Origin of the sequence: Nocardioides sp. LHD-245 (assembly GCF_030929495.1) — a bacterium.
GTDB lineage: Bacteria > Actinomycetota > Actinomycetes > Propionibacteriales > Nocardioidaceae > Nocardioides.
In genome coordinates this window covers 543,110-568,304 of record NZ_JAVFWN010000001.1, presented here as the reverse complement: position 1 = coordinate 568,304, position 25,195 = coordinate 543,110, and the positions used below count along the sequence as shown (strand labels likewise).

Sequence of the window (25,195 nt, the reverse complement as noted above, 5' to 3'; positions counted from 1 at the left end):
AGGGGCGGCGCGATGCCGCTAGCGCACGTGACCGTCGCCGATGACGACGTACTTGGTCGAGGTCATCTCCGGCAGGCCCATCGGGCCCCGGGCGTGCAGCTTCTGGGTGCTGATGCCGATCTCGGCACCGAAGCCGAACTCGCCGCCGTCGGTGAACCGGGTCGAGGCGTTGACGAGCACCGCCGCGGAGTCGACCTCGGCGACGAACCGGCGCGACGCTCCCTGGTCCTCGGTCACGATGGCGTCGGAGTGACCGCTGGACCAGGCCCGGATGTGGTCCAGCGCCGCGTCGAGGTCGGGTACGACGCGAGCGGCGATGTCGAGCGAGAGGTACTCCCGCGCCCAGTCGTCGTCGGTGGCCGCGAGCACGCCGTCGTACCCGGCGAACGCGTCGTCGCCGTGGATCGTCACGTCGGCCTCCTGCAGCGCGGCGACCACGCGGGGCAGGAAGGCCTCGGCCACGTCGGCGTGGACGAGCAGGGACTCGGCGGCGTTGCAGACCGAGGTGCGGTGGGTCTTGGCGTTGAGGACGATGGCGAGTGCCTTGTCGAGGTCGGCCGCGCGGTCGACGTACACGTGGCAGTTGCCGACCCCGGTCTCGATCACGGGGACCGTGGACTCGTTGACGACCGACTGGATCAGGCCCGCTCCCCCACGCGGGATGAGCACGTCGACCTGGCCGCGGGCGCGCATCAGCGCCTTGACGCTGTCGTGCGTGTCGCCGGGCACGAGCTGGACGACGTCGGCCTCGAGACCCGACGCGGCGACCGCGTCCCGCAGCACCGCGACGATGGCCGCATTGCTCGACCGAGCCGACGAGCTGCCGCGCAGCAGCACGGCGTTGCCGGACTTCAGGCAGATGCCGGCCGCGTCGGCGGTCACATTGGGCCGGGCCTCGTAGATCATGCCGACGACGCCGAACGGGACCCGCACCTGACGCAGCTCCAGGCCGTTGGCCAGGACGCTGCCGCGCACCACCTCGCCGACCGGGTCGGCCAGGCCGGCGACGTCGCGCAGGCCCTGGGCCATGCCCTCGAGCCGCTCGGTCGTCAGCCGCAGCCGGTCGATGATGCTGGGCGGGGTGCCGTCACCCTCGGCGCGGGCGACGTCCTCGGCGTTGCCGGCGAGGATCTCGTCGGCGCGTGCCACCAGGGCATCGGCCATGGCATGCAGGGTGGCGTCCTTCTGGGCACGGGTCGCCAGGGCCAGCGCACGGCTGGCGACCCGGGCGCGCTGGGCGGCCTCACGGACCTCGACCTCGGCAGTCATGACACCAAGGATAGGAGCGTCACGCGCAGGGGCGGCTCTGGGGCTGGATGCCGGGCTTGTGAGTGATCCGGGTGCTGGCGAACATCTTCTGCCACTGGGCGTCGTAGGCCGCGACGACGGCGGGGTCGTGCACCTCGAAGGTCACCTCGTCGCTGCTCAGGCCGGGCGGCGACCAGTTCTCCGAGCCGGTCCACACCACCTGGGTGGCGGCGCCGCGGAAGGTGCCGTCGACGGTGACGTACTTGAGGTGGGAGTAGCAGCGGGAGCCGAACACGATGTCGTCGCCGGCGGTGGACAGCTTCTCGCCCCAGTCCCAGTCGGCGATCCGGACCGGGATGCCGGCCTTCCGCAGGATCCGGACGACCGGCCCGCTGACCACGGAGCCGACGACGGCGATGTCACAGCCCTCGGCGCGCATCGAGGACAGCTCTCGGGCCAGTGCCTCGCCGCGGCCGGCGTACCAGGCGTACATGTTGACCCGGACCACACTGTGCCCCTGACCGTCGCCGAAGCCGCCCGGCGCCGTGCAGTCGACCCGGCGCAGTCGCCGGAGCTGCGGGTCGCGGGTGGCGGCGCGTTCGACCCGGACTCGCTGGAAGTCGGCGCCGACGGTCTCGCTGTCGTACTCGAGGTGGCGCGGCGTGGCGGTCCTGTCCCTCTTGAGCTGCTCGAAGACCGTGGTCCACGCGGCGAAGAGGGCGTCGTCCCCGCTGATGGTGAGGGCGTCGTTCCACTGGCCCGCGGCGGCGCCGTACCCGAGGTTGCTGGAGCTGCTGATCACGACCGAGCGTGCGGCGCCGGTCTGGCTGAAGGAGTACACCTTCATGTGCAGGTTGCCGCTGCGCGAGCCGTTGCGGCAGGCGCTCGTGCAGATGTGGAGGAAGCTCTCCGCCTTGCGGTTGCCGCCGAGCCGCGCCTGCAGCCCGCGGATGGTCCTCCCGACGATGTTGTCGTTGACGACGATCTGGACGTGCACCCCGCGGCCGTGCGCCTTGAGCAGCAGCCGCGCGGTGTCGTTGCGGTCGATGTTGTACGTCGCGATCCGGATCGTCGATCCCGGCGGCGCGTGCCGGATCGCGGCGTGCACCCGCCGGACCACCTTGGTGCGCGCCTTGGACCCGCCCATCGGGTTGTTGAAGGTCGGCCCGGTCGTCGGCAGCCAGGTCTCGTCGGCGGTGGCCGCCGGGGCGGGGCCGACGAGGAGGGTGGCGAGCACCAAGAGCAGCGCGGCGACGGTCTTCACGCGAAGAACACTAAGCCACTGGATTTAATCGACAAAAGTTCTCGGGGAAAAGCAACGCGGGGCGCCGTACCGGAGTACGACGTCCCGCGCAACAACGCTCACCTCGTCGCCGCGGTCAACGGCCGGCAGCGTGGCGGACGGCGGCGAAGCCGCACCGGGCGACGCCCGTGGGGCCGAGCGTGCGAGGCCCCGGGCGGCGAGCCCGGTATCCGACACGCTCGGCCCGACGACTCAGCCCTTGCGCTTCTCGATCTCCGCGGTCACGGCCGGGAGGACGGCGTGCAGGTCGCCCACGACGCCGAAGTCGACGAGCTCGAAGATCGGCGCCTCCTCGTCCTTGTTGACGGCGACGATGGTCTTCGAGGTCTGCATGCCGGCCCGGTGCTGGATCGCGCCGGAGATGCCGTTGGCGACGTACAGCTGCGGCGAGACCACCTTGCCGGTCTGACCGACCTGGAAGGTGTGCGGCTTCCAGCCGGAGTCGACGGCGGCACGCGAGGCGCCGACGGCGGCACCGAGCGCGTCGGCGAGACCCTCGACCGCGGTGAAGTCACCGCCGGTGCCACGGCCGCCGGAGACCACGATCGCGGCCTCGGTCAGCTCGGGGCGGCCGGTGGCCTGACGCGGCTGGGCGGCGACGATCTGGGCGGTCTTGGCGGCGTCGGAGATCGTGGCGGCGAACTGCTCGACGGCGCCCGCGCCCGCACCCTCCTCGGGGGCGGCGGCGTTGGGCTTGACCGCGATGATCGGCGTGCCCTTGACGACCTTGGCGTCGACGGTGAAGTTGCCGGCGAAGACCGACTGGGTGGTGACGATCTCGCCACCGTCGACCTTGACGTCGACGGCGTCGGTGATCAGGCCCGAGGAGAGCTTGATCGCGAGGCGGCCGGCGATCTCCTTGCCCTCGGCCGAGGCCGGGATCAGGATCGCGGCGGGCGAGGACTTCTCGGCGAGCTGCTGAAGCACCTCGGCCTTGGGGGCCACGAGGTAGCCCTTGATCTCGGCGTCGTCGACGACGTAGACCTTGTCGGCGCCGTAGGCCTTGACCGCGTCGGCGGCCGCGGCGGCCTGGTCGGCACCGCCGATGAAGACGGCCGAGGGAGAGCCGATGCGCTTGGCGATCGCGAGCAGCTCGTAGGTGGGCTTGCGGACCGCGCCGTCGACGTGGTCGACCAGAACGAGAACTTCAGACATGTCTATTCGCTCCTGTGCAAATCTCGGTCGGCGCTTCTCAGATGAACTTCTTGGACGCGAGGAACTCGACCAACGCCGTGGCGCCCGACCCGTCCTCGTCCTTGACGATCTCGCCGGCCGTCCGCGGCGGGCGAGCGGTCACGTTGTCGACCTTCGTCCACGCGGCGTCGAGGCCGACCTCGGAGGCGTCCACGCCGATGTCGGCGAGAGTGAGCGACTCCAGCGGCTTCTTCTTCGCGGCCATGATGCCCTTGAAGGACGGGTAGCGGGCCTCGCCCGACTGGTCGGTGACCGAGAGGACGAGCGGCAGGGTGCCGCCGACGACCTCGGTCGCGGTGTCGCCGTCGCGCTTGATCCGGACCTGGTCGCCCTGGGTCTCGACGACGGCGGCGAGGGTGACCTGCGGCAGGCCGAGACGCTCGGCAAGCATCGCCGGGACGACGCTCAGACCGCCGTCGGTCGACGCGAGGCCACCGACGACGAGCTCCGGGACGCCGATCTTCTCGATCGCCTTGGCGAGCACGAGGGACGTGGCGACGGCGTCGGAGCCGGCGATCGCGTCGTCCTGCACATGGACGGCCTTGTCGGCCCCCATCTGCAGGGCCTTGCGCACGGCGGCCTCGGCCTCGGCCGGGCCGACGGTCAGCGCGGTGACGGTGATCTCCTCGTCGGCGCGCTTCTCCTTGATCTGCAGCGCCTGCTCGACGGCGTACTCGTCGAGCTCCGAGAGGAGTCCGTCGACGCCGACGCGGTCGACGGTGTTGTCCGCCTCGAACTTCCGGTCACCCGTGGCGTCGGGGACGTACTTCACAAGAACGACAATGTTGGAGAGAGTCATGGTGTGGCCGGACCGGCCCCTTCCTGTGCAACGTGAGCCCTACCGCGTTGGCCGGGCAGGGAACAACCTGTGGTCCGTTGAGGACAGCGTCTCGCAGGCTACCGTCCGGTCACCGCGGCCGGGGACCTCGTCCACGTGGCGTCGATCACGGCACCCTCACGGGCGCACGATCCGCTCGAGCACCCGCCCGATCACGAGGTAGACGACCGAGGCGAGGCCGTAGTTGAACAGCGCGGTCTTCACCACGGCGTTCTTGCCCTCGAACGCCTTGACCGGGTTGTCGAGGTCGAAGAAGCCCAGGTCGAAGATGTCGGCCAGGTCGCGGACCAGCTTGACCAGCCCGTTGTCCTGGTTGGCCTCGAGCGCGTAGGTGAAGGCCGCGACGGCCAGGATCAGGGCCAGCACCATGCAGACGATCCACACGACCCGCGCGATGTTGTCACGAACCCGCGCCACGGTCAGTGAGCGGCTCGGCCGCGCCGCCGACGGCTGCTCGGCGGCCGCGTCGGGCGCAGCGGGCCGGTCGTCGCTCGAGCTCACCGCCCTCACCGCCCTTCGAAGGTGGCCTTGCCCGGGCCGTTCTCGATGAAGGACTGCATGCCGGTGCGGCTGTCCTCGGTGGCGAAGATCGCGGCGAAGCTGTGCCGCTCGATCTGGAGAGCGGTCTCCAGATCGGTCTCCAGACCGCGGTCGACCGTCTCCTTGATCGCGCGCAGCGCGTACGGCGCCGCGGTGGCGAACCTCGACGCCCAGGCCACCGCCTCGGCGTACACGTCGGCGGCGGGGACGACACGGTCGACCAGTCCCATCGCGAGCGCCTCCTCGGCCTTCACGAAGCGGCCGGTGTAGAGCAGGTCCTTGGCCTTGCTCGGACCGATCAGGCGGGGCAGCCGCTGGGTGCCGCCCGCGCCCGGGATGATGCCCAGGAGGACCTCCGGCTGGCCGAGCACGGCGTTGTCGGCGGCGATGCGGATGTCGGCGGCCAGCGCCAGCTCGCAGCCACCGCCGAGGGCGTACCCGTTGACCGCGGCGACGACCGGCTTCGGGATCCGCGCGATCGCGTTGACGGCGTGCTGCAGCTTCTCCACGCGGTCGACCATGTCCGGATAGGACATGTCGGCCATCTCCTTGACGTCGTTGCCGGCGGCGAACACCTTCTCCCCGCCCCAGACGACGACGGCGCGGACGTCGCTGCGGTCGGTGGCCTCGGCCGCGGCGAGCGTGAGCTCGTCTTGGACCTGGATGCTGATCGCGTTCATCGCCTTGGCCCGGTCGAGCCGGATCGTCCCGACCCCGTCGGAGACCTCCAGGCGTACGAACTCCGCAGTCATCTGCTCCCTCTCGTCATCGGATCCGGCCCTCCGGCCCTGGGCCCCGTCCCGCATTCTGCCGCGTCCGGACCGCGCGGTCACCTGAACCCGCCACCTGGGCGCGCCGTGGGCGTGTCGAGGGCCTTGGGCACAATGGGCCGGGTGACCCCCGGCCTCTGGCGCACCCTCGGCGAGCAGGCCCCCCTGTGGCCGGGCCGCAACTGGCCGCTCGGGGCGACCTGGTCCCCGGAGTCGACCAACTTCGCCGTCTACTCCCCCGCCGCCACCGAGGTCTGGCTGTGCCTCCTCGACGACGACGGCGCCGGGACCGGCGGCGAGCGGCGGTTGCCGCTCACCGAGCAGTCCCTCGGCATCTGGCACGGGGCCGTGCCCGACGTCGCGCCCGGCACCCGCTACGGCTTCCGGGTCGACGGGCCGTGGGAGCCCGACGAGGGGCTGCGTTTCGATGCCCGCACCCTGCTGCTCGACCCGTACGGCCGCGCGGTCGCCGGCACCGAGGGCGCGGCGCAGAGCGTGGTCGTCGACCCGTCCTTCGACTGGGGCGACGACGCCCCGATGCGGCGGCGCTGGCGCGACACCGTGATCTACGAGCTGCACGTCAAGGGGTTCACCCGGCTCCACGACCGGATCCCCGAGGAGCTCCGGGGGACGTACGCCGGACTCGGGCATCCGGTCGTGACCGAGTACCTCCGCGACCTCGGCGTCACCGCCGTCGAGCTGCTGCCGGTCCAGCAGTTCTTCTCCGAGCCGGCGCTGCTCGAGCGCGGCACGGTCAACTACTGGGGCTACAACCCCATCAGCTACTTCGCCCCCGACGCGGCGTACTGCTCGACGGGCGACCGGGGCGGCCAGGTCACCGAGTTCAAGCAGATGGTGCGCTCCCTGCACGCCGCCGGCATCGAGGTGATCCTCGACGTCGTCTACAACCACACCGCGGAGGCCGGGGCCGACGGGCCGACGTACTCCTTCCGGGGGCTCGACGACCGCGGCTTCTACCGGCGGGTGCCGACGCCCGACGGGTACGACGACACGTACTGGGACGTCACCGGCTGCGGCAACACGGTCAACGCCGAGGACCCGCTGGCGCTGCGGCTGATCCTCGACTCGCTGCGGTACTGGGTCACCGAGATGCACGTCGACGGCTTCCGGTTCGACCTGATGTCGGCGCTGACCCGCACCGCCGGGCCGGACGCGGTCTCGGTCGACATGGCCTGCAAGCTGCTCATCGCCATCGGCCAGGACCCGGTGCTGCGGCATGTGAAGCTGATCGCCGAGCCGTGGGACACCTCGATGGACGGCTACCTCGTCGGCGGCATGCCGCCGCCGTGGGTCGAGTGGAACGACCAGTACCGCGACACCATCCGCGACTTCTGGCGCGGCCACTCCGACGGTCTCCACGCCGTCGCCACCCGGCTCGCCGGCTCCTCGGACCTCTACGCCGACGACGGCCGCTCGGCGTACAACTCGGTCAACTTCATCACCGCCCACGACGGCTTCACGGTGCGCGACCTCGTGTCGTACGACCAGAAGCACAACGAGGCCAACGGGGAGGACAACCGCGACGGCACCGACAACAACCGCTCGTGGAATCACGGCGTCGAGGGCGAGACCTCCGACCCCGACGTCGTGGCGCTGCGGCGCCGGCAGGTCGCCAACCTGATGGCCACGCTGTGCCTGTCCAACGGCGTGCCGATGCTGACTGCCGGCGACGAGCGCGGACGCACCCAGCACGGCAACAACAACGCCTACTGCCAGGACAACGAGATCTCCTGGGTCGACTGGCGCGCCGACGGCGAACCCGGTGCCTGGCTCGACGTCTACGAGGTCACCCGGGCTGCCCTGCAGCTACGGCGCGAGCACCACGCGTTGCGCCAGCGGCACTGGTTCGAGGGCCGGCCCGCCATCGTCGGCGGCCCCAAGGACCTCGCCTGGCTGCACCCCTCCGGTCGCGAGATGACCGACGACGACTGGCACGATGCCGGGCTGCGGACGATCGGGATGTTCGTGTCCGGCAAGCCCCTGCGCGAGCCCGGGCCGCGCGGCGAGCAGCAGATCGACACGTCCTTCCTGATCTGGTTCCACGCCGGCGCCGAGGACGTCGAGGTGCACCTGCCCGAGAACGACTGGGTCCGTGCGGGCTCGGTCGTCCTCTCGACCGATCCCGGCCTGCCCGCCGGCACCGAGGTCGCCGTCGGCGCGACGGTGCGCATCGGCGCGCGCAGCGTGGTCGTCATGCAGGAGTCGGAGCGGGCGGCGGGCTGAGCGCCGGGCGCGCTGGTGCATCACGGTATGTAGCCGAGCCGCCGCTTCCCCTGCGGAGCTCCGCTACAGAAGCGGCCCTTCGCCTACATACCGTGATGAAGCCGCAGCCCGCTGCCGCCTCAGGCCCCGACGAGCGTCAGTGCGGCATCCACGATCGCGTGCGCGTCGATGCCGTGGAGTGCCTGGGCGTCCGCGAGGCTCGAGGACTGGCCGAACTCGACCACGCCGAGGTTCCGAGTCCGGTCGCCGCGCACGCCCGCGAGGAAGGCGAGGGTGTGCGGGTGGCCGTCGAGCACCGTGACCAGCGGAGCCGGATGGGCCGCGGGCAGGAGCTCGCCGAGGATGCCGCTGTCCGGGCCGTCCTGGAAGGCGCGGAAGACCAGGTCGGGACTCGTCAGGCAGACCACGCCCACGCGCCGGCCGAGCCGCTCGAGCGTCGCGGCGGCGGCGATGACCTCGGGCATGATCGCGCCGACGCCGACGAGGGTGACCTCGTCACCGTCCGCGTGCGCGGCGCCGATCCGGTAGCCGCCCGCAATCACCTGTCGCCGCCGGCGCGCGAGCAGTGCGGGGTCGTCGGGGAGCTCGGCACCGGCCGGGTCGAGCGGCCGCGTCGACAGCCGGAAGTACGACGACGTCCCGCCCGGGCGGCCGACCTGGCCCATGGCGTGCAGCAGGCACCACTCCAGATCCTGCGGGAACGCCGGCTCCCACGCGACGCAGCCCGGCTGCTCGAGTCCGATCGACGGCGTGGTGATCGACTGGTGCGCGCCGCCCTCCGGGGCGAGCGTCACGCCGGAGGGCGTGCCGACGAGGATCGACTGCCCGCCCGCGTAGATGCCGTAGGACCACGGCTCCAGCGCCCGCGCGACGAACGGGTCGTAGAGCGTGGCGATCGGGATCAGCGGCCGCCCCCACCGGCTCCACGTGGTGCCCAGCTCGGCGGCCAGGCAGACCAGGTTGACCTCGGCGATCCCCAGCTCGATGTGCTGCCCGGTGTCCGCCTCGGCCCAGCGGAGCAGGCGCTCCGGGTCGTCGGAGAACCAGTCCTGGCGGTCGTGCGGCGCCCAGACGCCGCGCTTGTTGATCCAGCCGCCGAGGTTGGTGGAGGAGGCGACGTCGGGGCTGCACGTCACGATCCGCTCGGCGGTCTCCGGCGCGTCGCGGCCGAGGTCGGCGAGGATCCGGCCGAGTGCGGCCTGGGTGGAGATCGGCTTGCGGAACGGACGGCCCAGCTCGACGGGGAGGGCGGCGGGCTCCCCGATCTCGACCGCCGTACGCCGTAGCGCGCGCCCCCGCTCGGCGGCCAGCCGGCCGGCTGGCGACTCCGGCGCCGGGCGGGCCCACCGGCCCTCCGGGTCGACCCCGCAGGAGCGGGCGAGGGCGAGCATCTGCTCGCGCGTCAGCAGGGCCGAGTGGTTGGCGGGGTGCCCCTCGGTGGGCAGCCCTCGCCCCTTGATCGTGTAGGCGAAGATCACCGTCGGGCATCGGCTGTCGACCTCGGCGAAGGCGTCGACGAGCAGACCGAGGTCGTGGCCGCCGAGGTCGCGGACGGCGGCGGCGAGCTCCTCGGGGGCGAGCGAGGCGACCAGGGTGCGCAGGGCGGGCGACGCGTCCGGGCCGGCGACCCGGTCAGCCAGCTCCCCGGACGGGACCCGGAGGAGTCGCTGGTACTCCTCGTTGGGCATCGCCTCGAGCCGGGCCCGGAGGTCGGCCCCACCGGGCCGCTCGAACAGCGCCGAGATCCGCCGCCCCCACTTGAGGGTCATCGTCTGCCAGCCGGCGGCGGCGAACATGCCCCGCAGCCGCTCGGCCTGGATGTCCGGCACCACTCGGTCCAGGGACTGCCGGTTGAGGTCGACGATCCAGAGCACCTCGCCGAGCCGGCCCACGGCGGGGTCGGCGATCGCCTCCCACACCGCTCCCTCGTCGAGCTCGGCGTCACCGAGGAGGCTGATGAACCGTCCGGCGGGCGGCGTCGCGGCCGAGTGCGAGCTCAGGTAGCGGTGCGCGAGCGCCGCCCACAGCGGTGCGGTCGCGCCGATCCCGACCGAGCCGGTGGAGAAGTCCACCGGGTCCGGGTCCTTGAGCCGGCTCGGGTAGCTCTGCAGTCCGCCCTTCGCCCGCAGCCGGGGCAGGTACGACGGGTCCAGCTGCCCGAGCAGGTAGTTGATCGCGTGCAGCACCGGTGAGGCGTGCGGCTTGACCGAGACCCGGTCGAGCGCGGTCAGCTCGTGGAACCAGAGGGCGACCATGATGTCGACCATCGAGGCGGACGACGCCTGGTGACCGCCGACCTTGAGGCCGGACGGATCCGGCCTGTCGTGGTTGGCCGTGTCGACCATCGCCGCCGAGAGCCAGAGCACCCGGCGCGCGATCTCGCGCAGGGGGTCCAGCTCGGCGGCATCGGCGGCGGCGCTGTCGGCGAGGGGCGCGGCGGTCATCGGATCACCCGGCGCTCGCGTCCAGCGCCTGGGCGTAGTCGGCGATCAGGTCGGCGACGTCCTCGCAGCCGATGGAGAGGCGGATCAGGTTGTCCCGCTTCGGCATCGGATAGACGAGCGTGTGCACGTCGCCGAGGCTGACGGCGATCGCCGACAGCTCGAGCGCCGCAGCGAACCGGCCCATGGTGTCGACATCGCCGTGCAGCCGGATCGCCATCATGCCGCCGTACCCGTCGGGCAGGAGCTTGCGGGCGAGATCGTGGTGCGGGTGCGAGGGCAGGCCGGGGTAGCTGACGAGGGCGACCTCGGGCCGCGACTCGAGGAACTGGGCCACGGCCAGGGCATTCGTGCTGCTCGCGTTCATCCGCAGGCCGAGGGTCCTCATGCCGCGCAGGATCAGCCACGAGTTGAAGGGGCTGACGGCGGCGCCGAGCGCGTCGAGGTGGAACCGGACCTTGTCGACCAGGCTCTTGCGGCCGGCGACCACGCCCGCGACCGCGTCACCGTGGCCGCCGAGCCACTTCGTGGCGGAGTGCACCACCAGGTCCGCGCCGTGCTCGAGCGGACGCAGCAACCGCGGTGAGAGGAAGGTGTTGTCGACCACGAAGACCAGGTCGTGCTCCCGTGAGAGCGCGGCCAGGGCAGGCAGGTCGGCGACGTCCATGTGCGGGTTCGACAGCGACTCGATGAAGAGTGCCTTCGTGTTCGGGCGCACCGCCGCGGCGACGGCGTCGAGGTCGGTGACGTCGACGTGGGTGACCTCGATGCCGCGGGCCTTCAGGACGTCGTCGAGCAGCACCCGGGTGATGACGAAGAGGTCGGCGGACGCGACGCAGTGGTCGCCGGTCTCGAGCACCGAGAGCAGCGCCGTGGCGCAGGCGGCCATGCCGGAGGCGCCGACGGCGGCGTCCTCGGCCCCCTCCAGCGCGGCGAGCTTCTGCTCCAGCGCGTACGTCGTCGGGTTGCCCGTGCGGCTGTAGAAGAAGACGCCGGGATCCCACTCCAGCGCGCGGTCGACCGCGTCCTCCTTCTCCGCCGCGCTGTCGAAGGCGAAGGTCGCGGTCTGGTAGATCGGGGTGTTCAGGGCATGGGTGGTCGGATCGGTCGCCTCGCCGGCGTGGATGGAGAGCGTGTTCGGACCGAGTGATGCGGTGGTCATGGAGTGACTACTTCCTAGCGTGGGTCGGGGTGCGGAGGCGCCGGGTCAGTGGACCCGGGCGAGGAATTTGGCGGCGCGCTCGGTCGCCGGGTTCGCCAGCACGTCGCGCGGCGGGCCCTGCTCGATGACCTGGCCGTCGGCCATCACGACGAGCGCGTCGCCGACGTCGCGGGCGAACGCCATCTCGTGGGTCACCACGACCATGGTCATGCCGCCCTCGGCGAGGCCGCGCATGACGTCGAGGACGTCGCCGACCAGCTCCGGGTCGAGCGCACTGGTCGGTTCGTCGAAGAGCATCAGCCGCGGCTCCATCGCCAGTGCCCGGGCGATGGCGACCCGCTGCTGCTGGCCGCCGGACAGCTCGGCCGGGTAGGCGTTCGCCTTGTCGCCGAGGCCGACCTGCTGCAGCAGGCCGTGGGCCAGCTCGACGGCGTCGCGCTTCGTCAGCCCCCGCAGGTGCCGGGGTGCCTCGACGATGTTCTGGGTGACCGTCATGTGCGCGAAGAGGTTGAAGTGCTGGAACACCATGCCGGTGCGGGCACGCTGCCGGGCGACCTCCTGCGGGCGCAGCTCGTGGAGCCGGCCGCGATGCTCCCGGTAGCCGACGAGATCGCCCTCGACGTACAGGCGTCCGCTGTCGATGCGCTCGAGGTGGTTGATGCAGCGCAGGAAGGTCGACTTCCCGCTGCCGGACGGACCGACGATGACCTGCACCTGGCCGGCATCGACCTCGAGGTCGATCCCGCACAGCACCTCGTTGTTGCCGTAGCTCTTGCGGATCGCGCGCGCCGAGACGGCCGGCACGGGGGCGGTCGGGGTGCTCATCGGACCGCCTTCCGGACCCGCCGCGGCGCTCGGCCGCGGCGGGCGCGCACGGTGGCGATCCCGCTGCGCCCCCGGCCGAGCCGACGCTCCAGCAGGGACTGCAGGAAGGAGAACAGCGTGGTCAGGGCGAGGTACCAGATGCTGGCCACGACGAGCAGCTCGAGCGTGCGCAGGTTGACGGAGTAGATCGTCTCCACCGAGCCGAGCAGCTCCTGTACCGCGATGACGCTGGCCAGGGCGGAGTACTTCAGCATGCTCACGAACTCGTTGCCCAACGGCGGTACGGCGACCGGGATCGCCTGCGGGAGCACGATGCGGCGCATGGTCCGGCGCGGTTCCAGACCGAGCGCGGACGCCGCCTCCACCTGGCCGCGCCCGACCGAGGTGATCCCGGCGCGCACGATCTCGGCGATATAGGCACCCGAGTTCAGGCCGAGCCCGAGGATCGCCGCATTGAGCGGGGTCACCACGGAGTTCGACTCGACCGAGAAGAGGCTGACGTCGGTGAACGGGATCGTGAGGCCCAAAGTCGGGAAGACGATGCCGATGTTGAACCAGAAGACCAGCTGGACCAGGACCGGAGTGCCGCGGAAGAGCCAGATGTACGCGCCGGCGGTCCAGCGCAGCACCGGGTTGTCGGAGAGCCGGCCGATCGCGGCGACGACGCCGATGACCAGGCCGAAGGCCATGGATACGACCGTCAGCACCAGGGTCAGCCGGACCCCGTCCAGGATCACGGGGTCGAAGAGGTAGTCGGGGATCACCCCGAAGTCGAACTCCTCGTTGCCCGCGACCGTGATCGCCAGCCAGACGAGCAGCAGCACCAGCACGGCGCCGGCCACCATCCGGCCCGGATGGCGCACCGGAACCGCGCGGATCGCCTCGTCGACGTCTCCGGACGCGCCGCTCGGCCCGCCCGCCGGCGTACCCGTCGGGGTGCTCATCTCACTGGCTGCCGACAGCATTGACCACGCTCTTGTCGATCACGTTGTTGTCCAGGCCGTACTCGCTCATCACCTCGCCGTAGGTACCGTCGTCGATCAGCGACTGCAGGGCGGCCTGGATCGCGTCTCGCAGCTCGGCCGAGGACTTCGGGAAGGCCAGGCCGGCGAAGACCTCGTCGTAGACGCCCTCGAGGATCTCGAAGCCGTCCTGCCCCGCTGAGTTGACGGCGTACGAGCCGGCCAGGGTGTTGACGAGATAGGCGTCGGCACGCCCGTTGCGCATCGCGAGCATGGCGTCGGGATCGTCGGGGAGCTGGAGCATCTCGATCGGCGTGGAGCAGGTGGCGTTCTGGGTCGTCACCAGGGCGATCTGGGTGCTGCCCTTGGTGACCGCCACCGTCTTCCCGCACAGGCTGTCCAGATCACCGATCTCCTCGGGATTGCCCTTCTTCACCAGGATCGAGGTGCCGTCGCGGAACTGGGTGACGAAGTCGACCATCGCCTCGCGCTCCGCGGTGTCGTTGAGGTCGGTGGCGAAGTCGTACTGCTTGGACTGGATGCCGGGGATGATGGCGGCGAAGTCGATGACGTTCCACTCGATCGTCACGCCGAGGCGCTTCGCGACCTCCTCCATCAGGTCGTGGTCGAACCCGGTGAGCGTCTTGCCGTCCTTCTCGTAGAAGTCGACGGGCGGGTAGATCGAGGTGGCCACCTTGAGCTTGTTCGACTTCTGCACCGCGTCCGGCAGCTTGTCGCGCAGCGCGGCGACGACCGCGGACGGATCGGGCTCGTCCTGCTTCGCGTCGGAGGAGCCACAGGCGGTCGCGAGCGCGAGCAGCGCCGCGACGGCGAGAGCGGCGGGGAGACGAGTGCGGCTTCGGTTCATTGCGGATCTCCAGGTGGTGTCGGTCGGCCGTGTCCAACTGCCGGGGATGGGTGTTCCGAGATCTGGGCGGCGGCGGCCCTCAGGCTCGCCGTGAGGTCATCGAGGCGGTCGTCGAAGGCGACCGAGAACCCGGCGAGGCCGAGGGAGGCCAGCGGGTGGCCGTGACTGTCGAGGAGCGGGACCGCCAGGGAGGAGACGCCCTCGTCGAGGTCGTCTCGGCCGTAGGCGACGCCGGTGCGGCGTACCTCCTCCACGACGGTGCGCAGCGCGTCGGCGTCCGGGGTGGCCGAGGCGTGCCGGGGCAGCGGGCCCGCGAGCACCTGCTCGAGGCGCTCGGCCGGTCCGAAGGCCAACAGCACATAGCCGGAGGGGCAGGCGTGGTAGGGCAGCGTCGACCCGGCCCGGCCGTACAGCTCGACGACGTTCAGGCTCGCGACGTGCTCGAGGCAGATGACGTCGGCCGCGCCCGGGACGTTGAGGAAGACCGGCAGGTTGACCGCCGCCGCCAGCTTCTCCATCGCGGGCCGCGCCTCGCGCCGCAGGTCGAAGTCGTCGCTGGCGGCGCGGCCGAGGGCGGCGAGGTCGGGACCGAGCCGGTACTTCTTGGTCTCCTCGTCCTGGCGGACCATGCCGTCGAGCTGGAGGGTGTAGAGCAGCCGGAAGACCGTTGAGCGCCCGAGTCCGAGCTCGCGACCGAGATCCGAGGCGCCCAGCGGGCGGTCGGCCCGGGCGAGAGCGCGCAGCAGCGAGATCGCCTTCTGGACGCCCTCGACCTCGTAGCGCGGCATCGGGTCAGCCCGCCATCCGGATCACGATGTCCTCGCGACCGTGGGCCAGGATGTGGTCGCCGGCCGCGTAGAAGTCGTCCAGCTGCTCGGGGAGCACCTCGGCGAACAGGTTCCCGCGGATGCCCGTCTCGGTCACGATCCGCAGGTCGCCGTGCCCGTACCAGAGCGCGATCTCGGCGCCGTCGCCCTGGATCCGGTCCTGGTGGACATGCATCCCGGAGTACATGTTCTCGGGGAAGAAGTAGTAGACGATCTGTCCGCGCTTGGGCCACACCACGTGGTTCTCCAGGGGCAGGTCGACCGGCGGGCAGTACACGTAGAACTCCTGGCCCGAGTAGATCGAGTGGTAGCTCGCGCCGGTGACGGACTCCCCCAGCATCGCCCGCAGCGCCGTACACGTCTGCGGTGCGGACTCCTCGAGCAGCGCGGCCTGGAAGGTCTTGCCCTGGCCCGTGAACTCGATGTCGATCAGCGTCATGGATCTAGCCCTCGTTTCACTGTGCGAAACACCTGTGCGATATGCGCACGATGTGATCTGGACCATAGACCTCGACGACCGCCAGCGGAAGGGCCTCGCGGCAAGTCGCCATCGCCCGTAAGGGAAAAGTCACGGCGCCGAAACATGGCCCGCTGGCCGGTCGAAAACGCCACCGACCCGTCGCGTTCGAACGCGACGGGTCGGTGGCTCTCAGAGGTTCAGATGCGCCGGGTCGGTCAGGCCAGGGCGACGACCCCGAGCTCGGCGGGGGCGACCAGGAGCGGGTTCGCGGGGAGGACCCGGACGGTGTAGCCGAACGGGCCCGAGCGGCCGAGCGCGACCTCGCCGTCGAAGCGGTGCCGCCCGCCGTCGTACGACTCCACCAGCGCCAGCGGTACGACGGACGCGGCGACGATGTCGTCCTCGGCGTCGACCCGGCCGTGGACGAGCTGCACCTCGACGTCCTGCGGCGACAGCTCGCCGAGGGCTACGTAGGAACGGACGTGCAGCACCGCGCCGACCTCGGCGACGTCGCCGATGCCCTCGGCCTCGACGTGCTCGACCCGGACGCCGTCCCAGGCACCGCGCACCCGGGCCTTCCAGCCGGCGAGGTCGCGGGCGCCGTTCTCGACGGCCGCGAGCGCGCGGGCGTTGCGGGCCGCGGGCGCATAGAGCTTCTCGACGTAGTCGCGCACCATCCGGGTGGCGAGCACCTTGGGCCCGAGGTTGGCCCAGGTCGCTCGGAGCATCTCGACCCACCCCGCGGGCACGCCCTCGTGGTCGAGGTCGTAGAAGCGCGGCGCGACCTCGTTCTCGATCAGGTCGTAGAGCGCGGTCGCCTCCAGGTCGTCGCGCTGGTCGGAGTAGTCCGCCAGACCGTCGGCGGACGGGATCGGCCAGCCGAACTCCGGCTCGTACCACTCGTCCCACCAGCCGTCGAGGATCGACAGGTTGAGACCGCCGTTGAGCGCGGCCTTCATGCCGGACGTGCCGCACGCCTCGTAGGGGCGCAGCGGGTTGTTGAGCCACACGTCGCAGCCCGGGTAGAGCGGCTGCGCGAGCGCGATGTCGTAGTTGGGCAGGAACACGATCCGGTGCCGCACGTCCTCGGCGTCGGCGAACCGGACCAGCTCCTGGATCAGCCGCTTGCCGCCGTCGTCGGCGGGGTGCGCCTTGCCGGCGACGACCAGCTGGACCGGGCGCTCGGGGTGCAGCAGCAGCGCCTTGAGCCGGTCGGGGTCGCGCAGCATCAGCGTGAGTCGCTTGTACGACGGCACCCGCCGCGCGAAGCCGATCGTCAGCACGTCGGGGTCGAGGGCCTCCTCGATCCAGCCGAGCTCGGCCGGCGAGGCGCCGCGCTTCTCCCAGGACCTGCGCAGCCGGCGGCGGGCATCCTCGACGAGACGCTCCCGCAACCGTCGCTTGGTGCGCCACACGTCGGGGCCGGGCACCTTGTCGAAGGCCGCCCAGAACGCGGCGGCGTCGTCGCCGTGATAGTCGGCTCCCTGCGCCTCGGCGAGGGCCGCGACCTCGGGAGCCACCCAGGTGGGCGCGTGCACGCCGTTGGTGATCGAGGTGATCGGCACCTCGGCCTCGTCGAAGGCGGGCCACAGGCCGTTGAACATGCCGCGGCTGACGTGACCGTGCAGCTGCGAGACGCCGTTGGCGCGCTGGGCGAGCCGGAAGCCCATCACCGCCATGTTGAAGACGCCGGGGTCGCCGCCGTCGTAGTCCTCGGCGCCGAGGGCGAGCACCTGGTCGACGGGTACGCCGGGCGTGGCGCCGTGCTCGCCGAGGTACTGCTCGACCAGGGAGCGCGGGAACCGGTCGATGCCCGCGGGCACCGGGGTGTGCGTCGTGAAGACCGTGGACGCGCGGCCGGCCTCGAGCGCGGTCGCGAAGTCGACATCGCTCTCGGCGGTCAGCTCGCGGATCCGCTCGACGCCGAGGAAGCCCGCGTGGCCCTCGTTGGTGTGGAAGACCTCGGGCTCCGGCGCCCCGGTGATCCGGGCGAAGGCGCGCAGCGCCCGGACGCCGCCGACACCCAGCAGCAACTCCTGGCGCAGCCGGTGCTCGGTGTTGCCGCCGTACAGCCGGTCGGTGACGAGGCGGTAGGCCTCCGGGTTCTCCTCGACGTCGGTGTCGAGCAGCAGCAGCGGCACCCGGCCGACGCTGGCCACGAAGACGCGGGCGAGCAGGTCGGGGCCGTCCGGCAACCGGATCGCGATCGTGGTGCGGCTGCCGTCGTGCTCGTGCAGCAACGACAGCGGCAGCCCGTCGGGGTCGAGGACCGGGTAGCTCTCCTGCTGCCAGCCGTCGCGGGACAGGGCCTGCTTGAAGTAGCCGTGGCGGTAGAGCAGGCCGACGCCGACGATAGGCACGCCCAGGTCGCTCGCGGCCTTGAGGTGGTCGCCGGCCAGGATGCCGAGACCACCGGAGTACTGCGGCAGCACCGCCGTGATGCCGTACTCGGGCGAGAAGTACGCGATGGAGCGGGGCCAGGTGCCGTCCGGGGCGGCGGCCCGGGCGCGCTGGTACCACCGGTCCTCCGCGAGGTACGACGCCAGGTCGGCCCGCACCTCGGCCACCCGCCGCACATAGTCGTCGTCGGCCACCAGTTCGGACCACCGCTCGGCGCTCACCTCGCCCAGCAGCCGCAGCGGGTCATGCCCGACCTCCTGCCAGAGCTGGGCGTCGACCGCCTCGAACAGCGCCTGGGTGGGCGGGTGCCACGACCAGCGCAGGTTGGCCGCGAGCTCGCCCAGCGAGGCGAGCGCGTCGGGCAGGACGGGGCGGACCGTGAACCTCCGGATCGCACGCATGGACCGACGTTAGCCAATCGGACTTGAACGATCCAAGAGCGCGCCGCCCCGGACTCGCCGAGAGCCCGGTAGACGCGACCCCCGGTTGCGCGTAACGCCGGGCGGCCCATCTCCGTTGTGCCGGTACAGACGGGCGGGGTGGAGTCATGGGGGCCGCCCTGCCCGTCGTAGGCCTCCTTGATGGCGCGAGCGTGTCGCAGATCGAGGCGCACCGCTGCCGCGCTGCGCAGTTGCCGTGGCTGGGCTGGCCTGGCGGCCAGACGTCGCGGGCCTCGAGTCGCGGAGGTGAGCGGGGCCTAGGCTGGCGGGAATGAGCACGCCAGCCCCCCTCCGCCCGGTCCCCGAGCACCAGCGCCACGTCGCCGCCCTCCTCGCCGCCGGCCGCGGCCCGGACCGGCCCTGGCCCACCGAGCCGGTGCCGCTCGACCGGGCGCGCGGACGGGTGCTCGGCCAGACGGTCACCGCCCCCGAGCCGCTGCCGGCCTTCGACAACTCCGGCATGGACGGGTACGCCGTGCGCGCGGCCGAGGTCGCCGCCGCGACCCCGGACACCCCGGTGCGCCTGCCGGTCGGCGAGGACATCCCCGCCGGCGCCCCGGTCGGCGAGCTCGCGCCCGGCCAGGTCCGCCGGATCATGACCGGCGCCGCCGTCCCCGCCGGCGCCGACGCGGTCGTCGAGGTGGAGGCGACCGACGGCGGCACGGAGACGGTCGAGATCCGCGAGGCACGCCCCGTCGGCAGCTTCGTGCGCACCGCGGGCTCCGACGTCGCCGCCGGGACGGAGGTGCTGGCGGCGGGTACGACGCTCGGACCGGCCCAGCTCGGCGTCCTCGCCGCCTTCGGCGTCCGCGAGGTCGTCGTCCGGCGCCGCCCGCGGGTGCTCGTCGTGTCGACGGGCTCCGAGCTCGCCGAGGACCCGGCGCCCGGCTCGGGCCAGATCCGCGACGCCAACGGCGCGCTGCTCGCGGCAGCGGTCGAGGAGGCCGGTGGCGTCGCGGTGCGCAAGCTCTGGGTCGAGGACGACGTCCCGACCTTCCTCGCTCTCCTCGACGGCGAGCTGGCGGCGGGCGACGTCGACCTCGTGATCACCTCGGGCGGCGTCAGCGCCGGGGCCTACGAGGTGGTCAAGGACGGCCTGGGGCCGCGCGGGATCGAGTTCGTGAAGGTCGCGATGCAGCCCGGCATGCCCCAGGGATCCGGTCTCGTCGACCAGACGCCGGTGGTCTGCCTGCCCGGCAACCCGGTCAGCGCGCTCACCTCGTGGGAGGTGTTCGTCCGCCCCGCACTGCGGTCGGCTTTCGGGCACCCGCGCCCGCGGCGCACCGTGGTCCGGGCCACGCTCGCCGAGCCGCTCCAGCCGCTGCGGGGCAAGCGCCAGCTGCGGCGCGCCCGCCTCGACCGCGCCACCGGGACGGTCGCACCGTGGGGCCCGCCGGGCTCCGGCTTCCTCGGCTGGTTCGCCGGCGCCGACGCCCTCATCGACCTGCCCGCCGACGGCGCTCCCCTGGCGGCCGGCGACCCGGTCGACGTCTGGGACCTGACCTCCGACTAGACGCGACCCATCACGGACTCGATAGGTTCGAGCCATGGTCGGACGCATCCCCGTGATCGACGTCGAGCCGGTCCTCGCGGCCGGAACCAGCAACCCCACCGAGAACGCCCACCTGCCGGTCAAGGCCGGCCTGGGCGAGCCGTTCCCGGTCCGCGCGACCGTGTTCCGCGAGGGACACGACCGCCTCGGTGCGGAGGTGGTGCTGACCGGGCCGGACGGCGTACGACGACCACCGGTGCGGATGCAGGCGCTGCCGGCCCGCGACCGGTTCACCGTGGACCGCTACGAGGCGTGGGTGAGCGCCGACGCCGAGGGGCCATGGTCGTTCGAGATCCACGCCTGGTCGAGCCCGCTCGGCACCTGGTTCCACGACGCCGGGATCAAGATCCGCGCCGGTGTCGACGTCGAGCTGATGTTCGCCGAGGGCCGGCTGCTGTTCGAGCGCGCCCTCGCCGGGGGCGGGCTCACGAAGGCCGAGCAGAAGACCGTGCAGGCCGCGATCGCCGCGGCCGGTGACGAGGCCCGGCCGGTCGAGGCCCGGCTCGCGCAACTCGAGTCGCCCGAGGTGGTCACCGCGCTCGAGGCCCACCCGTTGCGCGACCTGCTCACCGTCGAGGGACCGTTCCCCGTGTTCGTCGACCGCTCGCGGGCGCTCTTCGGCAGCTGGTACGAGCTGTTCCCCCGCTCCGAGGGAGCGACCTACGACCCGGCGACCGGCGAGATCGCCAGCGGCACCTTCCGCACCGCCGCCGAGCGGCTGCCCGCGGTGGCCGCGATGGGCTTCGACGTGGTCTACCTGCCGCCGATCCACCCGATCGGCCAGGTCAACCGCAAGGGCCCCAACAACACCGTGCTGCCCGACGGCGAGGCCACTCCCCCGGACTGGAAGGGCTCTCCGTGGGCGATCGGGAGCAAGGACGGCGGCCACGACGCCGTCCACCCCGACCTCGGCACGATCAAGGACTTCGACGCCTTCGTCGCCGCGGCGAAGGCCCTCGACCTCGAGGTCGCCCTCGACCTCGCCCTGCAGTGCGCGCCCGACCACCCCTGGGTGGCGACCCACCCGGAGTGGTTCACCACCCGGGCCGACGGGTCGATCGCCTACGCCGAGAACCCACCGAAGAAGTACCAGGACATCTACCCGGTCAACTTCGACAACGACCCGGCCGGCATCTCCGCCGAGGTGCTGCGCGTCGTACGCCACTGGATGGCTCACGGCGTGCGGATCTTCCGGGTCGACAACCCGCACACCAAGCCGGTCGCGTTCTGGCAGTGGCTGCTGGCCGAGGTCCGGCGCACCGACCCCGACGTGCTCTTCCTCGCCGAGGCGTTCACGAAGCCGCCGATGCTGCAGACCCTCGGGGCGATCGGGTTCCACCAGTCCTACACGTACTTCACGTGGCGCACCGAGAAGGCCGACGTCGAGGACTACCTGCGCGAGGTGTCCCAGGAGTCGGCGCACCGGATCCGGCCGAACTTCTTCGTCAACACCCCCGACATCCTCCACGAGTTCCTGCAGTACGGCGGCGCGGGCGCCTTCCGGATCCGGGCCGTGCTGGCGGCGATGTCCTCCCCCAGCTGGGGCATGTACGCCGGGTACGAGCTCGGCGAGCACGTCGCGGTGCGGCCGGGCAGCGAGGAGTACCTCGACTCGGAGAAGTACCAGATCCGGGTCCGGGACTGGAGCGCCCCGAGCGAGCTGGCGCCGTACGTCACCCGGCTCAACGCGATCCGGCGGGCGCACCCCGCCCTCCAGCTGCTGCGCAACCTGCGCCTGCACGCTGCCGAGGACGACCATGTCGTCTGCTGGTCCAAGACCGACGCCCTCCCCGACGGGACCCGTGACCGGGTGATCGTGGTCCTCAGCCTCGACCCCCACCAGGTCCGCGAGTCGACGGTCCACCTCGACCTGGCCGCGCTCGGCCTCGAGCCGGGCACCTCGTTCGCCGTCCGCGACGAGCTGACGGGCAGCGAGTGGACCTGGGGCGAGCACAACTACGTCCGGCTCGATCCTGCCCAGCCGGCGCACATCCTGACCGTGAAGGGACACACCGCATGACCACGGCCGAGTCGATCGTCTTGAACGAGGAGCCGGAGTGGTTCCGGACGGCGGTGTTCTACGAAGTCCTGGTCCGCTCGTTCCGCGACTCCGACGCCGACGGGACGGGCGACTTCCGGGGCCTGACCGAGAAGCTCGACTACCTGCAGTGGCTCGGTGTCGACTGTCTGTGGGTGCCGCCGTTCTTCACCTCGCCGCTGCGCGACGGAGGGTACGACGTCGCCGACTACACCGGCATCCTCCCCGAGATCGGCACGGTCGACGACTTCCACGCCTTCCTCGACGCCGCCCACGAGCGCGGGATCCGGGTGATCATCGACTTCGTCATGAACCACACGAGTGACGCGCACCCGTGGTTCCAGGCGTCCCGCACCGACCCCGACGGCCCGTACGGCGACTTCTACGTCTGGTCCGACACCGACGAGCTCTACCAGGACGCGCGGATCATCTTCGTCGACACCGAGCCGTCGAACTGGACCTGGGACCAGACCCGCAACCAGTACTACTGGCACCGCTTCTTCCACCACCAGCCGGACCTGAACTTCGACAACCCCAAGGTCCACGACGCGATGCTGGAGGCGATGGCGTTCTGGCTCGACATGGGCCTCGACGGCTTCCGGCTCGACGCGGTGCCGTATCTCTACGAGCGCCCCGGCACCAACGGCGAGAACCTCCCCGAGACGCACGCGTTCCTCAAGAAGGTGCGCCGCTTCGTCGACGACAACTACCCGGGCCGGGTGCTGCTGTGCGAGGCGAACCAGTGGCCGACCGATGTGGTGGAGTACTTCGGCCCGGAGGAGGACGAGGCGGGCGACGTCGTCGGCACGGAGTGCCACATGGCCTTCCACTTCCCGGTGATGCCGCGCATCTTCATGGCGGTGCGCCGCGAGTCGCGCTTCCCGATCTCGGAGATCATGGACCAGACGCCGGACATCCCGGCCGGCTGCCAGTGGGGCATCTTCCTGCGCAACCACGACGAGCTGACCCTCGAGATGGTCGCCGACGAGGACCGCGACTACATGTGGGGCGAGTACGCCAAGGACCCGCGGATGAAGGCCAACATCGGCATCCGCCGGCGGCTCGCGCCGCTGCTCGACAACGACACCAACCAGATCGAGCTGTTCACCGCGCTGCTGCTCTCGCTGCCCGGCTCGCCCGTCCTCTACTACGGCGACGAGATCGGGATGGGCGACAACATCTGGCTGGGCGACCGCGACGGCGTCCGCACGCCGATGCAGTGGACCCCCGACCGCAACGCGGGCTTCTCCTCGGCCACGCCCGGCAAGCTGCACCTGCCCGCCATCCAGGACCCGGTCTACGGCTACCAGAGCGTCAATGTCGAGGCGCAGCTGGAGAACCCGTCCTCGCTGCTGCACTGGACCCGCCGGATGATCCACATCCGCCGCCAGCACGACGCCTTCGGGCTCGGCACCTTCAGCGACCTCGGTGGCTCCAACCCGACGGTGCTGTCGTACGTCCGCGAGCACGACTCCGCCCGCAGCGACGACGTCATCCTCTGCGTCAACAACCTCTCCCGCTTCCCGCAGCCGGTCGAGCTCGACCTGCGCCGGTTCGAGGGACGGGTCCCGGTCGAGCTGCTGGGCGGCGTGCCGTTCCCCCCGATCGGCGAGCTCCCGTATCTCCTGACGCTCAGCGGGCACGGCTTCTATTGGTTCCGACTGACGGATCCGGAGACGACAGGGAGGCCGGTGCTGTGAGCCCAGCCGATGTCCCCGTGTTCCTCGCCCCGTTCCTCGAGCGCAGCCGCTGGTTCGGTGGCAAGGGACGCGCGTTCACCGTCACCGGCACCCGGGAGCTGCTCCGGCTCGGCAGCTCCCCCGAGGTCGTCATGCTGCTGGTCGAGGTGAGTTACGACGGCACGGGCGAGCGCGACCTCTACCAGCTCCCGCTCGCCCTGTACGACGAGCCGCAGGGCCGGCTGGAGCACGCCCTGGTGGGCCGCTGGCCCGCCGGGCGCTCCGCCACGGAGGCCGGCGAGTCGGCCGGCGAGTCGGCCCGGACCGGGCTCCCGGCGTACGACGCGCCGCAGGACCGGGCCGCGATGGCGCACCTGCTGCGGGCGTTCGGCGAGCGGCCCGGCTTCGTGCGGCTGCCGGGCCACGATCTCGACCTGGACGCCCCGGGCAGTCTGTTCAGCGGCGAGCAGTCGAACTCGTCGGTGCTGTTCGGCGAGGACTCCGTGCTCAAGCTGTTCCGCAAGGTGACACCCGGCGAGAACCCCGACATCACCACGCACCGGGTGCTCACCGAGGTCGGGTCGCCGCACATCGCCCAGCTCTACGGCTGGATCGAGGTCGAGGACCTCCAGCTCGGGATGCTCCAGCAGTTCCTGCGCACCGCCAGCGACGGCTGGGACCTCGCGCTGGCCAGCGTCCGCGACCTGTTCGCCGAGGCCGACCTGCACGCCGAGGAGGTCGGCGGCGACTTCGCCGGCGAGGCTGCCCGTCTCGGCACCGCCCTGGCCGAGGTGCACGCCCAGCTGGCCGCGTCCTTCCCCGTCGCCGACGTGCCGGGCGCCGACCTGGCCGCGCCCATGGCCGCCCGGCTCGACGCCGCGGTCGAGGTCGTCCCCGAGCTCGCCGGGTACGCCGACGCCGCGCGCTCGATCTTCGCCGCCGTCGCGCGCCTGGAGGTCGTGTCCGTCCAGCGGATCCATGCCGACCTCCATCTCGGCCAGACCCTGCGCACCGTGGTCGGCTGGAAGCTGGTCGACTTCGAGGGCGAGCCGGCCCGCCCGCTCGCCGAGCGCCTGCTGCCCGACTCCCCCTGGCGCGACGTGGCCGGCATGCTCCGCTCGTTCGACTACGCGCCGCACGCGGTCGCCGAGTCGATGCCCGAGGAGGATCCCGACGTGCTGCACCAGCGCGGTGTCCGGGCCGACGAATGGGCCCGCCGCAACCGCAAGGCCTTCCTGGCGGCGTACTGCGGCGACGGTGGCCTGGGCCCCGCGGACCGGGCGCTGCTGACGGCGTACGTCGTCGACAAGGCCGTCTACGAGTGTGTCTACGAGGCGCGGAACCGACCGACCTGGCTGCCGATCCCGCTGGCGGGCGTGGCTCGGCTGACCGCGGGCTGACGCG

General features: G+C 71.7%; 19 protein-coding genes. 5 read left to right on the top strand and 14 right to left on the bottom strand.

Annotation, left to right across the window (positions count from 1 at the left end; genetic code table 11):
* Positions 1-18: 18 nt before the first annotated feature.
* The 6 genes from RB608_RS02685 to RB608_RS02660 form a co-directional block, all read right to left on the bottom strand.
* Entirely contained in the window at positions 19-1,269 is a 1,251-nt protein-coding gene (locus tag RB608_RS02685) for a glutamate-5-semialdehyde dehydrogenase (protein WP_308086230.1), read from the bottom strand.
* 19 nt (positions 1,270-1,288) lie between these two features.
* Entirely contained in the window at positions 1,289-2,512 is a 1,224-nt protein-coding gene (locus RB608_RS02680) for a phospholipase D-like domain-containing protein (RefSeq protein WP_308086229.1), read from the bottom strand.
* Between the two features lie 231 nt (positions 2,513-2,743).
* Positions 2,744-3,706, bottom strand: a complete 963-nt coding sequence (locus tag RB608_RS02675; protein ID WP_308086228.1) for an electron transfer flavoprotein subunit alpha/FixB family protein — start codon at positions 3,704-3,706, stop codon at positions 2,744-2,746.
* 37 nt (positions 3,707-3,743) lie between these two features.
* Positions 3,744-4,544: an electron transfer flavoprotein subunit beta/FixA family protein gene (locus tag RB608_RS02670; RefSeq protein ID WP_308086227.1), complete on the bottom strand. Its 801-nt coding sequence runs from the start codon at positions 4,542-4,544 to the stop codon at positions 3,744-3,746.
* 156 nt (positions 4,545-4,700) lie between these two features.
* Entirely contained in the window at positions 4,701-5,084 is a 384-nt protein-coding gene (locus RB608_RS02665; protein ID WP_308086226.1) for a hypothetical protein, read from the bottom strand.
* Positions 5,085-5,089: 5 nt separating this feature from the next.
* On the bottom strand, positions 5,090-5,875 hold the full coding sequence (locus RB608_RS02660; protein WP_308086225.1) for an enoyl-CoA hydratase-related protein: 786 nt from the start codon (positions 5,873-5,875) through the stop codon (positions 5,090-5,092).
* A 141-nt stretch (positions 5,876-6,016) separates the two neighbouring features.
* Here RB608_RS02660 and glgX point away from each other — a divergent pair, with 141 nt between their 5' ends.
* Positions 6,017-8,137 (top strand): glycogen debranching protein GlgX, encoded by a 2,121-nt coding sequence (gene glgX, locus RB608_RS02655; protein ID WP_308086224.1) that lies wholly within the window; start codon positions 6,017-6,019, stop codon positions 8,135-8,137.
* A 119-nt stretch (positions 8,138-8,256) separates the two neighbouring features.
* Here the strand turns inward: glgX and RB608_RS02650 are convergent, their stop codons facing one another.
* The 8 genes from RB608_RS02650 to glgP form a co-directional block, all read right to left on the bottom strand.
* Positions 8,257-10,581 carry a pyruvate dehydrogenase gene (locus RB608_RS02650; RefSeq protein WP_308086223.1) on the bottom strand — a complete coding sequence of 775 codons (2,325 nt, stop codon included), beginning with the start codon at positions 10,579-10,581 and terminating at the stop codon, positions 8,257-8,259.
* Between the two features lie 4 nt (positions 10,582-10,585).
* Complete coding sequence (locus RB608_RS02645; RefSeq protein WP_308086222.1) at positions 10,586-11,740, bottom strand: aminotransferase class I/II-fold pyridoxal phosphate-dependent enzyme; 1,155 nt, start codon at positions 11,738-11,740, stop codon at positions 10,586-10,588.
* 45 nt (positions 11,741-11,785) lie between these two features.
* Positions 11,786-12,565, bottom strand: coding sequence for an amino acid ABC transporter ATP-binding protein (locus tag RB608_RS02640; protein WP_308086221.1), 780 nt, complete (start codon positions 12,563-12,565; stop codon positions 11,786-11,788).
* Positions 12,562-13,509 (bottom strand): amino acid ABC transporter permease, encoded by a 948-nt coding sequence (locus tag RB608_RS02635; protein ID WP_308086220.1) that lies wholly within the window; start codon positions 13,507-13,509, stop codon positions 12,562-12,564. Before RB608_RS02635 ends, RB608_RS02640 begins: the two co-directional genes overlap by 4 nt.
* Before the next feature lies 1 nt (position 13,510).
* Complete coding sequence (locus RB608_RS02630; protein ID WP_308086219.1) at positions 13,511-14,395, bottom strand: ABC transporter substrate-binding protein; 885 nt, start codon at positions 14,393-14,395, stop codon at positions 13,511-13,513.
* Positions 14,392-15,183 carry an IclR family transcriptional regulator gene (locus RB608_RS02625; protein ID WP_308086218.1) on the bottom strand — a complete coding sequence of 264 codons (792 nt, stop codon included), beginning with the start codon at positions 15,181-15,183 and terminating at the stop codon, positions 14,392-14,394. The genes RB608_RS02630 and RB608_RS02625 overlap by 4 nt, the downstream gene beginning before the upstream one ends.
* 4 nt (positions 15,184-15,187) lie before the next feature.
* A complete protein-coding gene (locus tag RB608_RS02620) occupies positions 15,188-15,661 on the bottom strand; it encodes a DUF3830 family protein (RefSeq protein WP_308086217.1) in 474 nt (157 codons plus the stop codon).
* A 236-nt stretch (positions 15,662-15,897) separates the two neighbouring features.
* Positions 15,898-18,483: an alpha-glucan family phosphorylase gene (gene glgP, locus RB608_RS02615; protein ID WP_308086216.1), complete on the bottom strand. Its 2,586-nt coding sequence runs from the start codon at positions 18,481-18,483 to the stop codon at positions 15,898-15,900.
* Between the two features lie 310 nt (positions 18,484-18,793).
* Between glgP and glp the strand changes: the two genes are divergently transcribed.
* From glp to RB608_RS02595, 4 genes are read left to right on the top strand one after another with little or no spacing between them, the layout of a single operon-like run.
* Positions 18,794-20,035 carry a gephyrin-like molybdotransferase Glp gene (gene glp, locus RB608_RS02610; RefSeq protein ID WP_308086215.1) on the top strand — a complete coding sequence of 414 codons (1,242 nt, stop codon included), beginning with the start codon at positions 18,794-18,796 and terminating at the stop codon, positions 20,033-20,035.
* 34 nt (positions 20,036-20,069) lie between these two features.
* Positions 20,070-22,094 (top strand): alpha-1,4-glucan--maltose-1-phosphate maltosyltransferase, encoded by a 2,025-nt coding sequence (locus RB608_RS02605; RefSeq protein WP_308086214.1) that lies wholly within the window; start codon positions 20,070-20,072, stop codon positions 22,092-22,094.
* Positions 22,091-23,812: a maltose alpha-D-glucosyltransferase gene (treS, locus tag RB608_RS02600; RefSeq protein WP_308086213.1), complete on the top strand. Its 1,722-nt coding sequence runs from the start codon at positions 22,091-22,093 to the stop codon at positions 23,810-23,812. The genes RB608_RS02605 and treS overlap by 4 nt, the downstream gene beginning before the upstream one ends.
* Positions 23,809-25,191, top strand: a complete 1,383-nt coding sequence (locus RB608_RS02595) for a hypothetical protein (RefSeq protein WP_308086212.1) — start codon at positions 23,809-23,811, stop codon at positions 25,189-25,191. Before treS ends, RB608_RS02595 begins: the two co-directional genes overlap by 4 nt.
* Positions 25,192-25,195 lie beyond the last annotated feature (4 nt).